The 14,782-nt window shown below is 41.3% G+C and carries 11 protein-coding genes; 7 read left to right on the top strand and 4 right to left on the bottom strand.

Features of this window, described 5'->3' with window-relative positions; translation table 11 throughout:
- Positions 1–27 precede the first annotated feature (27 nt).
- The 6 genes from HMPREF9069_RS02425 (at position 28) to HMPREF9069_RS08995 (ending at position 4,722) form a co-directional block, all read left to right on the top strand.
- Entirely contained in the window at positions 28–1,377 is a 1,350-nt protein-coding gene (locus tag HMPREF9069_RS02425; protein WP_021625527.1) for an AAA family ATPase, read from the top strand.
- On the top strand, positions 1,370–1,708 hold the full coding sequence (locus HMPREF9069_RS02420; RefSeq protein WP_021625526.1) for an RloB domain-containing protein: 339 nt from the start codon (positions 1,370–1,372) through the stop codon (positions 1,706–1,708). The genes HMPREF9069_RS02425 and HMPREF9069_RS02420 overlap by 8 nt, the downstream gene beginning before the upstream one ends.
- A gap of 146 nt (positions 1,709–1,854) precedes the next feature.
- Entirely contained in the window at positions 1,855–2,295 is a 441-nt protein-coding gene (locus HMPREF9069_RS02415) for a MarR family winged helix-turn-helix transcriptional regulator (RefSeq protein WP_021625525.1), read from the top strand.
- A 32-nt stretch (positions 2,296–2,327) separates the two neighbouring features.
- Positions 2,328–3,173, top strand: a complete 846-nt coding sequence (locus HMPREF9069_RS02410; protein ID WP_021625524.1) for a DegV family protein — start codon at positions 2,328–2,330, stop codon at positions 3,171–3,173.
- Positions 3,174–3,565: 392 nt separating this feature from the next.
- Positions 3,566–3,943 carry a hypothetical protein gene (locus tag HMPREF9069_RS09185; protein ID WP_021625523.1) on the top strand — a complete coding sequence of 126 codons (378 nt, stop codon included), beginning with the start codon at positions 3,566–3,568 and terminating at the stop codon, positions 3,941–3,943.
- Positions 3,944–4,482: 539 nt separating this feature from the next.
- Positions 4,483–4,722, top strand: a complete 240-nt coding sequence (locus HMPREF9069_RS08995) for a class II aldolase/adducin family protein (RefSeq protein ID WP_084170292.1) — start codon at positions 4,483–4,485, stop codon at positions 4,720–4,722.
- Positions 4,723–5,090: 368 nt separating this feature from the next.
- On the opposite strand, the gene HMPREF9069_RS02405 is transcribed toward HMPREF9069_RS08995, so the two are convergent.
- From HMPREF9069_RS02405 to HMPREF9069_RS02395, 3 genes are all read right to left on the bottom strand, one after another.
- Complete coding sequence (locus tag HMPREF9069_RS02405) at positions 5,091–6,947, bottom strand: DUF6020 family protein (RefSeq protein ID WP_156894145.1); 1,857 nt, start codon at positions 6,945–6,947, stop codon at positions 5,091–5,093.
- A gap of 68 nt (positions 6,948–7,015) precedes the next feature.
- Complete coding sequence (locus HMPREF9069_RS08790) at positions 7,016–10,141, bottom strand: glycosyltransferase family 2 protein (protein ID WP_021625520.1); 3,126 nt, start codon at positions 10,139–10,141, stop codon at positions 7,016–7,018.
- A 45-nt stretch (positions 10,142–10,186) separates the two neighbouring features.
- A complete protein-coding gene (locus HMPREF9069_RS02395) occupies positions 10,187–11,407 on the bottom strand; it encodes a nucleotide sugar dehydrogenase (RefSeq protein ID WP_021625519.1) in 1,221 nt (406 codons plus the stop codon).
- Positions 11,408–11,550: 143 nt separating this feature from the next.
- Between HMPREF9069_RS02395 and HMPREF9069_RS02390 the strand changes: the two genes are divergently transcribed.
- The gene (locus tag HMPREF9069_RS02390) at positions 11,551–13,404 is read left to right on the top strand and encodes a DUF6020 family protein (RefSeq protein ID WP_021625518.1); all 1,854 of its coding nucleotides are present in this window, start codon (positions 11,551–11,553) and stop codon (positions 13,402–13,404) included.
- A 68-nt stretch (positions 13,405–13,472) separates the two neighbouring features.
- On the opposite strand, the gene HMPREF9069_RS02385 is transcribed toward HMPREF9069_RS02390, so the two are convergent.
- Positions 13,473–14,654 carry an acyltransferase gene (locus HMPREF9069_RS02385; RefSeq protein WP_021625517.1) on the bottom strand — a complete coding sequence of 394 codons (1,182 nt, stop codon included), beginning with the start codon at positions 14,652–14,654 and terminating at the stop codon, positions 13,473–13,475.
- Positions 14,655–14,782: the final 128 nt, after the last annotated feature.

Genomic DNA, 14,782 nt, shown 5'->3' with positions numbered 1-14,782 from the left:
TTAATTGAAAATGAAAGGAAAAAGGACATGCTACTCAACTTCACTGTGGGTAATTGGATGTCATACCGCGACGAGGCATCACTGAACATGGTTTCCTCCCTTGAGCGCCAGCATGCTGAGACCCTAGCCAAGGTCCCCGGGTTCCGCAGCAAGAAGACCTTGCCGGTGGCTGCTGTCTACGGAGGCAACGCATCCGGTAAGACGGGGCTATTCAAGGGGATGGCTGCCCTTAAGCACATGGTTACGGGTGATATCGGTGTAGATGGACTTCTTCCCATAGAGCCCTTCATGCTCGAGAGGGAGTCATCCCTGAAGCCAACCGTCTTTGATGTTACGTTCCTAGCAGGCAAAGTCGTCTACCGCTACGTAGTAGAGGCGACCATGGACGGTGTTATCTACGAGTCGCTTGAGCGCGTACTCGAGAAGGAGAGCATCGATATCTTTGAGCGCGATGAATCTGTGGAGGGTGACAAATATACGTTCAACGAGACTTTCCTCGGATCTTCTGACTTCCTTGAATTCGTGGGCAGGTCAACGCGTCAAAACCAGACCTTTCTAGGTCGCGCTGTTGCTCAGAACGTGGAGGGCCTGCAGGAGACATACGATTGGTTCGACATCACGCTGCAACTGGTGGGTGTGGAGTCGCATGCGTGGACTTTTGCAAGTGCAGCTGAAGGCCGCGAGGGGTTTATCGAATATGCCGAGGATGCCCTTGCTCGCCTCGATACTGGTATCTGCGGATTAACTGGCGAGCGCATCGACCTAGATGTGCTACCTAGAGATGCTAGGCTCCGCAAGGGTATAGCCAATTTGAACGATGGAGAGCTGCTCACATTGGTGATGGAGAAGGCAGCTGGAGATTACAGCTTCGAGATGATTACAGTACACGTGGACAACGGACAGCCTGTAGTCGAGCGTATACGCACCCTACACCAAGGAGCAGACGGCGAGAAGCGCAGCTTTAGCCTGGGGATGGAGTCTTCCGGCACTCAGCGTTTGATGTGGCTTCTGCCCATGCTGTTCGATCTGCAGGGTCCCGACAACGCCGTGGGCTCGAAGGTATATGTGGTGGATGAGCTGGACCGATGCCTGCACACCATGCTGACTACGCGCCTAATTGAGGACTTCTTGACCACCTGCGGGCCTGATACGCGCAAGCAGCTACTGTTCACTACTCATGATCTCCTCCTTATGGACCAGTCCCTGATGCGTCGCGATGAGATGTACATAGCTCAGCGCGGCATGGACGGAAAGTCTGAACTAGTGGGTCTTACCGAGTTTGACGGCATTCGCTACGACAAGGATCTCATCCGCAGCTATCTGGATGGGCGCTTCGGCGGCATTCCCATGTTGCGCGAGGAGGTCGTACGTGGCTAGACGCACAAAGAAAAACACACTGAATCGAAAGACTGGCGGCCGCGAATACCGCGACGTCTGCTGGGTGAGCGCTGAGGGGCAGACAGAAAAGGACTACCTACGCATGGATGTCTTCAGAGATGCTCCTGTGGTAGTGAAGTTCCCTAAGAACATTCATCCCGATCGCCGAAACCCCGCAGCGGTCCTCAAACGGTTCCAGAAGGCGATGCGCACCGAGGACTTCCGTAAGGGCGACGAGGCTTGGATCGTGGTAGATATCGACACATGGGGAGAGGAAGAGCTTGCGGAGCTCCTTGCTTGCTCTCTTAAGAGGGTCAAGGTTGACAAGTGAGAAGACTTTTGAGACAACGGTTTCGAAATTGAAGCCGTTGTATTTTTTTAGAATCCCATATGCAAGAATCCTATTTTGACTAAAATGTTGACCGCTCAACAAATTGTTGATGAGTCAACAAATCTAAGCATATTTAGGAGTGTTGAATGGCAGAAACAGATCGATTTGAAGCATTTGCCGGTATTATCTTCCAGCTTAACAAGGAAATACAGCGGCTGAAAAAAACCGAGATGGAACGTTTTGGTTTGCGTGGTACAGATGCTCTGCTCCTAGTATGTCTCAGCAAGCATTCCCAAGGAATAGCTGCAGCAGATATCGCACGCTCTATTGGAGTAGACCGTGCCCTAGTTTCGCGTTCTATCAATGCGCTTCAAAATACGGGATATGTGGAAGTAAGTACAGTTCAAGGCTCTACGAGCTATAGGAACCCTGTTCTACTTACGCCGAAGGGGCACAAGCTTTGGGGTGAAGTGAATAGGATTATCAATCGTCTTGTTGGCCAGGCTGCAAAAGACCTTGCAGCTGATGAAGTCACGGTTATGTATCGCGCACTCGGAAAAGTTTTAGAAAATCTCAAAGAGCTCTAGAAACTATAGATAAACAGACTGAGGAGAATTTAATGGCAATACGTATTATTTGCGATTCTGCAGCAGATGTTTCAGATATCCATCATGAGCAGCTAACCGTTATGCCTATCTCAGTTGCCTTTGGCAATGAAATATATCTTGATAATGTTGACCTGAGCAATCAACGTTTTTATGAAATGCTCTTAGAAACAGATACCACACCAACCACTGGTCAAGTTACTCCTTATGCTTTTGACCAAGAGTTTTCAGCTGCTGTGGAGAGAGACGAAAAGGTAGTTGCGATTACCGTTTCATCCCGTTTATCTGGTACCTATGCGAGCGCTGAAAGTGCTGCACAACCCTATGGTGACAATGTCCGTGTTATTGATAGCCTGAGTGCATCGCTTGGTACGCGTGTACTTGTTGAATATGCACTGCGTTGTGTTGACCAAGGGATTAAGTTTGATCAGCTAGTTGAAGATCTGCAGGTGCGTGTCCAGCATGTTCGGGTACTTGCACTTCTAAATACGCTTGAATACTTGCGTCGTGGTGGTCGTTTGCCAGCAGCAGCTGCAGCTTTAGGCAATTTGCTTTCTATCAAACCAGTAATTACAGCCGAAGATGGGGTAATTAGCTTAGTGGGAAAGGCTCGTGGCTCAAAAGCTGCAAATAATCTACTTACCAAAATGATTGAAAAATGCGGCGGCATTAATTTTGATATGCCTGTTGCGGTTGGTTATACAGGACTTGAGAGCAGCATGCTCAAGAAATATGTTGAGGACAATTCTCATTTATGGGAAGGTAAAGTGGATGAGCTCGCATACCACTCTATGGGAGGCGCTATCGGTACGCATGCCGGCCCTGGTGCCATTGCCGTAGCTTTCTTTGCGAATAGTTAGGAAGATATAATAAATACAGCACTGGTCTTTGACATAAAAAGAAAACTAATAGATAAAAACTAAAAAGTCTGGAATTTTATGACAACCCTATTTCACTTGCTACTGCAAAATACAACACAGGTCCTTGCGGTTATCTCAACACTATTTGGTATAGCTGCAACAATTTTCTCCCTATCATCTTTTTTTAGACAGAATCGAGAGAAGGAAAGAGAGCAAGCTTATAATATTGCTGCTTGGTGGGTGCGAGTCGATAAAAAACTCCACTAATATCCGATCGGATAGATTATTCGAATCCCATACATGATGGGGAACGTTACCTAGTTGGTATTAGATTAATTAACTGCTCAGATTCTCCTGTCTATGACGTAATAGTTACTGGCATTGCCTATAAAATGAAAAATGGAAAAAGGACAGACGACAAAATAAAAACTACTCTTAAGCTCCCCCTATTAACTCCAGGTGATTTTATTTCATTTGCTATTGATAAGGAAAAAAGTCAGAAAAAGAGCAAAGTGCCATGGTCTTATCCAGAAGAGTCATCAACGCTAGATGTGAAAATACGACCTGTGCTAAATGATCCAAATTGGCGAATTACGAGTGTCTATTTTACAGATGCTGCTGGCAAAAAGTGGTGCAGAGGTGAAGACGCGGACAGTTCCAACAGAGAAAAAAATAACATAAAAGATGAAAATAATCTCTCCAACTTTTCAAGTCTTAATAAAACTACCTATGATTACATTTCGTGCACGGAACAGAGCGTATATTCTTGATAAAATCCGCATTATCAGCAATAGATACGGCAAACAATGGGAAATTTAGAAGTTCGAAGACAAGCTTACCGGATTCGGTATTTCACTCAGCTGGAAGCAGCGCAACATGCCTTTCGGGACAAAGAGTGTCATGTCTTCCTACATGGATAAAGACATTGATGAGATTATCAGAGGTGGTAGCGCTGAAAAGGCGTTTTTGTCTCTTAGACGGAAAACGAAGCGGAGTGGTTCAAGAACATCCTATATACTTCACTTTCGCTGTGATTGATGACATGGTGCCCTTGTTGTCGCTGAGCGGTAGAGCTTGGGATGTCTACTGTCGATGCCGATGGGATAAGCGGTATGGTCAAGTAGTTGAAAGAAGGTTATAGATTCCAGCCAAGATGCCCCTACGTGGATGGACGAAGTACTATTAGAGTGTTAGAAGCCGAGCCTATTAGCTGATCTCTGGTTGAGTTTGTGACGCATTGGGATGATGCCCGCATCAGTTAAAGGTGCGGGCATTCTTATGAAAAGCTAGGGTTTTAATATGAACTCCTATTGCCCAACCAGGTTGTTTAGTACGCAATCATGGACCTTTTAGTTGGGGTAAAAATGCAGAACAAGCCGTCTATCATGCTAAGGTAATGGAAGAAGCTGCGCTTATGGCCTTGCGTACTGAAACTCTTTACCAAACTTCTCCCAAGAAGTGCGGAGGCGCTTGTGCTCCTCAGTATTTACTTGACAAGCATTATTTACGCAAACATGGTTCCAACGCTTATTATGGCCAACAAAGATAAGCCGTTAGTTCTTTATTGGATTAATTACTGACTTAATAAGTATTCTTAGATGACTCTTTTCATCTCTAGAATCATAAAGAGAGGGAGTAGCCTCGCGTTTTTTACCACTTTTTCTTTTATGTATAAAAATAACTACTTCATACAGAAGTGTTTCTTTGTTTGCCTGATTTGGATAGATGATATTGCATGGATGTTGTTTGAGTCCGGAGATTGTTGTTAACCTTTAAGGGTCAGGGTCGAGTTGCCACAGCCGAGTCAAGCGATAATCGCTGGTACGGCAGCATGTTACTTTCCCTTTTTACTGGTATATTAGGTTTTAGTATAAGGAAAAACATATGGTAAATGAGGTTTCAAAGCACTCGATTGCATCATCTATTACGGGCGAGATATACTGCATATGAAAAATAGAAGAATGAACTCAATACAAGAGATAGGCTATATCGAAATGCTCCGTTGACTGGTGAAAGGCAGCACATTATAAAAATGCCTACTGGTAATGAGAATGGAACCAGTCGTGATACTTTGACTCTTCTTGCTGTAGCAACTAAAGCTATTAATATTATCCAAGTATAAGTGGCAGACGAATAAAATGGTCTCGAAAGCGGGATAGACCTCAATAGATGCGCCCATTGAATAATTGTGGCTCTCCAAGATTGAGTATCTTTGGAATGAGTAATAACGATATCACCATGGTAGTTAATGGCATTCTCACTTGGGCTTTCAATGGAAAAACCTGCATTATAAAATTCAAGTTTTTCAGGAAAATAATACCCATAGGTTTGATTAAAAGTAGCTGAAAGATAGATTCCAGGATGTTTTAGTAGCTGTGCTGTCCAGTTTCTAAAGTATTCCCGTAGCTGTTCCTTAGAAGGATGAAAGACAATTGCATTTTTTACTGGATCAGCAAAGTCATGATTGTATAATGCGCCAAGTTTATCTAGATTACCACTGAAAAAATTATTTAAAGAGGCGCGCTCTTCAGTCGTTAGATCTTTATTGAATTTACTTACATATCTTGCAGTCTGCTGAGCTGGAAGAGAAAATACTTCACGAATAGAGGCTGCTTGGATATTAAACCTCTTAACTACAATACGTGTAGTGACGGTTGCCAATAGAAACCCGCATAATAAGGTAGCAACGATTTTTCCCCAATGTAAATTCCATTTTTTTCGAGATAATAAAACAATGAGAACGACGAATAAGCAGATAAATTTACCGTCGTTTCGAAACAGGCAAAGGGCGTAAGTTGTAAAAAGAACTAATAAAATAGTCCTTTTATTAAAAATAGCGCTTTGGTTTAATAAAAAGTAAGTAAGCCACATAAAAGCAACACAATAATACGTATCTTTTACTTCCGTGACTGCGTACATAGGAATTACTGGAAGAAATGAAAATAACATTAAACAGAGCGCTCTTATCCAATAAGGTGTGCGCCATTTTTTCATGAGAGAAAAGCCAAAAGCGAGCGTAGCTAAGCAAATGATAAATTGAGGAATAACGTAAAGTGCGATACCAAGATTATCTGATCCAAGATATTTACCAATATCCATGCAAAACCCCATGAGCATTACACTCACGGGCGGGAAATGAGTTGTCCATACAGATGTACCGTAGTAATAGTTGAGAGAAGTTAAGGCATCAATATGCAGGACTCCTGGAAACACAGCAGTTAGATAAGGAAGCCAGAAGATTAGCAAGATACAGCTGCAGGTAACAAAGGGATATTTGTCAAAAATAAGAGCAAAAGCCTTTCTATTATGTATATTTTTTTCTTGAGGAGCATCAAAGCAAGAATCAAGCCAAGTAAATAAATCTGTAAAAGCAAGCTTAAAGCCTATTAGTGCAGATAGAGAAAAAAATCCTGCAGCAATGCCTCCTTTAGCAAGGAATTCCAACCCATTATTATTGAGGTAATTTAATCCCATAAGGCTAACAATGGCAGCAATCAAACCGGTAATAGATGTTGCTAATGGATGACCAAAGCTTAAACCTCTCTGGTGAATATAATAAATAACGATCACCATGACGCAAACGGGTAAACTAGCTTTAATTGAGCTGAAATATCCAGAAATATACATCAATATAGATGACAATGAGCTATTATCAAACGTTTCTAAATAGGCAGGGTTATATGCTATAAATGCAAACGTTATCAGTAAGGAGTAGATAAGAGACCTTACTTTCGAAGCTGCTCGGAAGCAGTTTTGTTTCAGCTCAGTATTCAATTAGCACCGCCCCATGTTTGTTTAGCTTGGATATTTTTCATACAATTAAGAATATTTTTTGGTTGTGTTTAATGCTTTATCAACCTTAGGTTATATCCGAGTGATAGTAATTTTGTTCCCAGCTTAAAGGTAGAAGTAGAACGAATCCTTTCAAGTTGAGAATTAGTAGCATCGAATTGCTTTCTAATTTTTTTTGATATGCCTCTAATTTCATTAATAGAATCGGTTTTTTCGCGGTTCTTTTCGAGAAGAAGACCGATACGGCGGGAAGTGTACAAACTGGCATCATTGTCGCAGATGTACCTATAGCTCTCGTAGTCATCCGGATGATAAAAATACGAAGCAGGTTTATCAACGATTCCTAGATTCTTGAACCATTTATTTTTTAGCAAATTAAAAAGCATCCCGTATGTCTCGCCGTAAAGTGTATTAAGATTCCAAAGTGAGAAATGTAGTGCATAGTTTATGAAGTCTTGCTCATAACGCTCCCAGACCTCCCATTCCTGTAATTTTTCACGCAATGCAATTAAGGCGTTATAGAAGCAATACCAGCTCTTTTCACGCGTAACAGATAAGGAGTCACTTGCTCGACGGTGATGTGCAAGCACGGTATTAATCGTGGATATACGCTCCGCGCGAATGATAGCTGAAAAAACAAAAAGTAAATCATTTGTTGTACGCTGCTCTTGGAATTTAATACCATTAGCACGGATGAAATCCGCTCGAAAAAGCTTATCCCAAGGCCATCCAATAAAGGCTCGAAATACATCGTAATAAATATCCTTACTATTAAAAGGACATTCAGCTGGCAGGAGCTCGGTGCGAATGTTACCCTTTGTCTTGCGATATACATGTGTGTCTTCAAAGTAATCATTGCTGTTAAATACAACAACATCACTCTGTTGAGAATATGCAGTTTCATAAGCAGTGCGAATTAAATCTGGTTCGTAGATGTCATCACAGTCAAGAAACATCAGATATTCGCCGTGAGCGTATGCCATGCCAACATTACGCGCGGCACCTGCACCAGTATTTTTCTGCGTAATGACGGTAAACTGCTCAAATCTATCGGCATACTCAGCCAGAATTTTTGACGTTGAGTCTGTCGATCCATCATCAACGCAGATAAGTTCTGCTGAATTATTGAGTTGATGTACCAAGCAGTCAAGAGTTTCATGGAGATATCGCTCAGCGTTATAGATGGGCATAATGATTGAAATACGAATTTTTTTAGCAAATGCTTTAGGGTTATCGATAAGTTCCGCTAAAAATTTCCAGCGAACTTCCCCACTCAATTGACGACTAATCTTGCCTTGGACAAATGGTTTTGCAAACTCATCGTATATACGTTTGGCATATTCAGTTTTTGCTGCAAGCGGTATTTGCAGATAGGTAGAATAAGCGTTATCGAGCTTTTTATACCAGTAAATAGTTTCATAACGTTCATATAAATTAGGCTTAGAATGGAGCCAGTTGTAAATATACTCATATTCTTGAGCTATTGCGTGTATCTTGTCTGAGCTGGTAAATGAAGATGCTGAATTATCGCAACGGCTCATATAAAAAGGCGTCTTGATGAATTGAGCACGAGTCGCGCGGGCAAGTATCTGAAAGCAAAAAGCGTCATCCTGGAGGATATCTTCAGAAGATCTGCTGTACTGAATGTGCCACCTTTTGAGAAAATTCATGGAATAGATACTCGAGCAAGTGCCCATGGCAAAGGAAAAAGTTCTGTCATCTGTACTGGTATTTACTATACTTCCATAGTAAGAATTATCATCACTTAAATGCCTGAGCCGCAAGCACTCAGTGCCGTTCATATCTGTGGTAAAACGATAAAAATTACCTTTTATAAAATCCAAAGATTTTCGATTGGCAATTGAATAAAACCTCTCATACATTTCCGGCAAAACATAGTCAATAGATTTGAAAATGCTTAGATATTTTCCTCGCGCGTTCTGTATACAAAGATTTATCGAGTCGCCCAAACTAGTATCTAGCTTGCTAAACAAACGAAAGCGTTTATCGATAGCGGCGTATTCATTGTAGATTGCCAAAGATTGTTCTGAAGCATCATTATTGATACAAAGAAATTCTAGGTCCTCAAGAGATTGAGTTGTCAGACTGTGCAGGGATTGGTTTAAATATTCTTCTTGATTATGGATTGGAACTACGATAGATACTTTGGGATGAGTGGATTCTGCATGGAAAAAAGGCATAGCTTCATGCGAAATCTGTTTGGGAGAATTTCCATCGGTGATATTTTGCTGGGCTATTTTGAGAAGTTTGAAAGTTGGGTTCCAGAGAGTGCCTGGTAACGTTTTGATATAGGACGCTAGTATAGTTCTAACTTCACGAAATGAACTTTCTTCAATGGTGTTATGTTGTACGCATTCAATGCAGTCACCAATTGAATTACAAAGAGCTACTGCTGTAATGTCATCTGCAACGTTGCGTTGAGATAGTTTATTGCGAAGTGCCTCAATTGCTTTAAGTTGCTCTTTAACAGTATGAAGGACATTATTACTTTCAAGTATTTTGCAATCCACAATAGTGTGTAAAAGAAGGCAGTCGCGAGAAATTGCTGCACGCGGTTTGCAAGCAACTAGATTCCAATAGAAGAACTGCTCGATTTGTGTTGGATTACAACCAAAATCAATACGATGTTCCCGCAGAAATGCTCTGCGATATAATCCCGTCCAAACAGAGTTATTGAGTCGATATAAAAGACTTTCCACGTCTAAGTTGAGTAGATGATTAAAATCATTTGGATGTAAGTTCTCAAGAGTGAAGCTCTCTATGTTTAAAATTTGCTTTTTATTGCGGACATACGGTGCAGTAACAAAATGTAAGTAGTCAAGGTCGTAACGCTGTACTTTGTTATAGAGCGCTTCGTAGGCGAAATTGAGGATTTGATCGCCTGGCATAAGAAAGTGGATGTACTCTCCTGTTGCTGTCTCAAGTCCAGTGTTATAGAGTACACCCTCCTCTTTAGTGTTAAGGTCAATAACCTTGACGCGCGGGTCGTTATCTATAGCAGTTTTGAGCGCACTGCATATTTTAGTATCATGCGCTCCATTCATGCAGATGAGTTCGATATCCTTGAGCGATTGCGTGAGCGCACTAGATAGTGTGTCTTCAAGATACTCAGAGTATTGTTTGATGGGGACAACTATTGAAATTTTAGGCGACATGTAGCTTCCATATATTCGAACTAACAGAGCCAAAAGCGCAATGCATTAATCACGGCAGAATAAATCTCTTGTATAGACTTTTGAAGAAACGCTGCTAAGGTCATCGTTCCAGCGATTTGCAACGATGATATCAGCGTTCTCATTAAAGTAGTTAAGGTTATGAGTGACCTCGCTTTCAAAGAAATCTGGAGCATCAAGAGTTGGCTCATAAACAAGACACTGGAAACCCTTTGCTTTTATGCGTTTCATAATGCCCTGGATGCTTGAGGCACGGAAATTATCTGATCCAGACTTCATAGTCAGGCGGTAGATGCCTACAAGAGGATGTTTGACTCCATGTTCCTTGAGTAAGCGGCAGCGATCAATTATTTCTTCGGCAACAAAATCTTTTCGTGTGCGATTAGATTGCACAATAGCGCTAATGAGGTTCTGAGGTACATCCTGATAATTTGCCAAGAGCTGTTTTGTGTCTTTAGGCAGACAATACCCTCCATAGCCAAAGCTGGGATTGTTGTAGAAATCACCGACACGTGGCTCAAGGCAAACACCACGGACCACTGAAGCGGTGTCAAGTCCTCGTACCTCACAGTAGGTATCAAGCTCGTTGAAATAAGCAACACGAAGAGCAAGATAGGTATTTGCAAAAAGCTTTACTGCTTCTGCCTCAGTTGCGTGCATTACAAGTGTGGGCACATCTGTATCTTCAGCACCTTCTGCAAGCAAGGAAGCAAAACGCTCTGCTTCAGCACGCATATCCTCAAAAGGAGTTCCAACAATAATACGGCTAGGATGCAGATTGTCATAAAGAGCATGACCTTCGCGCAAAAACTCAGGGCTAAAAAGAAATTTGCCCTTTGGATAGCGTGCACAAATTGATTTGGTATAGCCAACTGGTACGGTGGACTTTACAACCATTGTCGCTTTGGGATTGATCTCGAGCACAAGTTCAATAACCTGTTCAACAAAGTGGGTGTCAAAAAAATTTTTGCGTGCGTCATAGTTGGTGGGTGTAGCGATTACTACAAGGTCAGCATTGGCATACGCTGTTGCGGCGCTAGTTGTTGCAGTTAGATTGAGCTTGCGTTTACCCTCGGAGGCTTCTTTCAAAAAGCGTTCAATTTCTGTATCAGCAATGGGACTCTGCCAGTTATTGAGTTTCTCAACCTTTTTGGGGATAACATCGACAGCTGTTACTTGGTTATGTTGGGCAAGAAGAATGGCCAAAGAGAGACCAACATATCCAGTACCGCCAACCGCGATATTCATGTTTTTACCTCCTAAGTTTTAGGCAAAGTATTACATATACTCTTATTGTAGACGTGGTCACTCAATATATGTGTCTATAAGACCGATAAGTTTATGAGTGGGCGAATGAGTGTTTGAATAGTCATAAATGGTTGAGGTGTTGAATGATTCAAGACTTTAGTTATAGATATAACAAATCAACAATGAATGCGGTAAGCTTGCTCCTAGCACTAGTATCTGTCCTTGCTCTTTCATCTACAGGCATTGTCTCTAAATCGACCTCTATTACTCATATTGTTGTTGATTCGGTTGATGGCACCGCTCTTCCTATAGGGATGTTATCGATAGCAATACTCGCTTTGCATCGAAAGATTTTTAGGGTCGTTCAACAATGTGGTAAAGCAATTACACATACACTCGCACTAATTTTTGCTTTATGTACCCTTATAGGTATGAGCTTTTCTCAAATGGGTAATAGCTCATTTATTTTGCAGAATATCAAACAATCCTTTGTTGCCTTGCTTGTATTACTTGGGTATTTTTATCTCTTCGATGTAGTTATTTGTTTTGCTTTTAATGGGCTTGAGAATAATCAAATTGGAATTAAGTATGTCACTAACGATAAGATGCACTTCGTTGATCACTCCCTATTTTTCTTTTTTATCGTTTTGATTCTTGCATGGTCACCCTTTTTACTTGCTTTCTTTCCAGGTTCGATTCCTTATGATGGCTATGTTGAAATAAATCAAGCATTTGGAATTAGCCCTCTATCCAATCATCATCCGTATCTCATGACTTTGCTAATAGGGGCCCTCATCTCACTAGGCAATCTTGTTAGCAATAATGTTGGGCTTTTCGTATGCGTTACGTTCTTTACGGTAATGGAGGCTCTCTGTTATTCGGCAGTTTGTCAGATTATTCAGAGTTGGTCACGGCATGCGGGTATTGGAACCTTGCTATTTTTTGCAGTGCTACCTGTTTGGGGTGGGTATGCTCAGGCTGTTATGAAAGATGGACCATTTTGTGCTACATGGACTCTTTTCTTTGCGACGAGTATCCAGCTTTATATAGAGAGCAAAGATACTAGTTCTGAAAATACGTCCAAGAGATCGCCTCTTTTTTATACATTAATTCTTCTTGCATTGGGACTGGCAGTTAGTTTTTCTCGCAATAATGGTATCTACTTTTGTATCCCACAGCTATTCGTACTTATCTTGCTAGCGGGAAAGAAGACTCCGCACTTACGTCAGTATCTTTGTAACTCTGCAATAATTATGTTTGTAATTTTTAAACTTGTTAGCGGACCTCTTATGAATGCTTTAGGCGTTGTACCAGGATCTGTTAAAGAAGTTCTTTCAGTGCCATTTCAACAGACTGCACGTTTCGTGAAACTCCGACCAGATGAAGTCAGCAAAGAAGAGTTTGCCGTTATTAATCAAGTGCTGCCTGCTTCTGCATTAGGACGTAGGTACAATCCAGACAATGCAGACTTTATCAAAGATATGTTCAAGGCAGAAAGTACAAAAAAGGATTTGTTAAAGTACTTTAAAGTTTGGTTTGCAATGGGGTTGCGTCATCCGAGGGTTTATATTGATGCAACTTTAGCTAATACATATGGTTATTTCTATCCCTTTGAAGCGCATGAGGTATTGTCATCCTACCCCTTCTATATCAAGGGGGAACCCCTTGCAACGGGTGCATTTGATTTTCATTATGAGCTTCCGCAACTAGGCCGAAATATCATGAAGAGTTATACGGATATATGGAAAGTTTACCCACTTCTTTCGCTATGCGTAAATCCAGCAAGCTATACATGGGCTCTTTTATTTTTTTGGGGTTTCATGTTGTATACCAAGCGCGGACATTCTGTATGGCTCCTTCTGGGAGCTGCACTGAATGTGGCACTATGCTTGGTAAGCCCTGTGAATGGTTTGTTGCGTTATGCACTGCCATTGATGGCTTCGATGCCTGTCATTGCATCTTTTTCCATTTGCCATTGTTTTAGAAATAATCAATAATTGCGGATATCATATAAATGACTTGACAGTCAATATAATGGTGCCTATTTGTGGGAAGTAGGATTATCTCACCTAATTCGGGAGAAAGATTTATTGTGTTTAGTTTTTGTGGCAAAGATTCCGAATAGATTGCCCAGTGCTCCACAAACGGTAAGGCTTACAAGAAAGATAATAGTGGCAGTACAAAGGATGAAGCAGAGAGTCCAAAATCCTGACATTCCATGTAATAAATGGGATTTAATAAAAGGAATAATTCCATAGGTATTAAGCATATCAATAACAAAGTTATGAATGACATATATGGGGAACGTGAGCGATGCTACAGCGCAAATAATGGATTCAAGTCTTGGATGGGCATTTTGTTGTATTGAAGATGTGCACAATATAAAGATGCAGAGGGTAACTAATACACCAAAAGGTGAATACCAAAAGAGCGCCACGGTATGATCAAGTCCTTGCAGATAGGCTCGGTGCTGAAATGCAGTACGTGCAACATTAATGCAAACTATCCCCACAAGAGCGACTAATGCAACAAGCAGCTGATGGAAATAAGCTGAACTAGGCCTTTTGTTCCATCTGCGGTAAAAGATATCGCCCCAGAGAACTATGATTGCCCCAGGGATCATCGCATTAAGTCCATGGTGCGAAAACGCAAAAGTTACATTATTTGTCAGAGTATTTATCGTCAGTCCAATGAAGGAAAGAGCAAGAAATATGTTCTCTCGCTTATTAGATTTTCTGAGATAAAGCGCAAAAGCATTAAGTGCAGGAGAGATTAGAAGAAGCAAGAAATAAGCTACAAGAAACCAAAGATGCCCGCTGCGCTTAATGGGAACAACCAATTTGGCTATACATATTATTAAGATTTTATAGTCGCTGAGTGGATGATTAAGGGATTCAAAAATGGACGCTCCGGATATAACAAAGTCATAAAAGTAAAAAATGAAAAGACTAAAGATGCCTACTGGAATACCTACTTTTTTACCAAAGTGACTCAAGGTATTCTGATAGTTAAAGTCTTCTCGAAATAAAAAGCACCCCGTAATAAACCAAAACATTGCTACGCCATCAGCAATTAGACAAGTGATAAAAATCTGGGAGTTGTATGCTACTCCGTGTTTCAAGGGACCCGGATTAATATGGCAAGCGATTACACAAAGGCAGCCAACGATACGCATTAGTTCGATTGCGGTGTTACGTTTTCGCCTTATGGTCTGGGTTTGAATATTGCGTTTCTTAATATGTTTCATAAAAACTGCTCTATCTTTAGACGTAGTAAATTATAAGTGTCTAAAATCGTTCTTATATGTATGGTTAAAAATAATAGCGTCTAAAGCAATAATCGAGAAATCCTCAATAGCATCTCGCGCAACTCCTG

Origin of the sequence: Atopobium sp. oral taxon 810 str. F0209, from assembly GCF_000466405.1 — a bacterium.
Classification (GTDB): Bacteria; Actinomycetota; Coriobacteriia; order Coriobacteriales; family Atopobiaceae; genus Olegusella.
The sequence above is the reverse complement of the archived record's forward strand: the minus strand, read 5'-3'. Positions and strand labels throughout refer to the sequence as shown.

Coding starts and splice junctions, on each gene's coding strand:
- HMPREF9069_RS02425 (WP_021625527.1), top strand. CDS start 28: ATGCTACTCAACTTCACTGTGGGTAATTGGATGTCATACCGCGACGAG.
- HMPREF9069_RS02415 (WP_021625525.1), top strand. CDS start 1,855: ATGGCAGAAACAGATCGATTTGAAGCATTTGCCGGTATTATCTTCCAG.
- HMPREF9069_RS02410 (WP_021625524.1), top strand. CDS start 2,328: ATGGCAATACGTATTATTTGCGATTCTGCAGCAGATGTTTCAGATATC.
- HMPREF9069_RS09185 (WP_021625523.1), top strand. CDS start 3,566: ATGAAAAATGGAAAAAGGACAGACGACAAAATAAAAACTACTCTTAAG.
- HMPREF9069_RS08790 (WP_021625520.1), bottom strand. CDS start 10,141: ATGTCGCCTAAAATTTCAATAGTTGTCCCCATCAAACAATACTCTGAG.
- HMPREF9069_RS02395 (WP_021625519.1), bottom strand. CDS start 11,407: ATGAATATCGCGGTTGGCGGTACTGGATATGTTGGTCTCTCTTTGGCC.
- HMPREF9069_RS02390 (WP_021625518.1), top strand. CDS start 11,551: ATGATTCAAGACTTTAGTTATAGATATAACAAATCAACAATGAATGCG.
- HMPREF9069_RS02385 (WP_021625517.1), bottom strand. CDS start 14,654: ATGAAACATATTAAGAAACGCAATATTCAAACCCAGACCATAAGGCGA.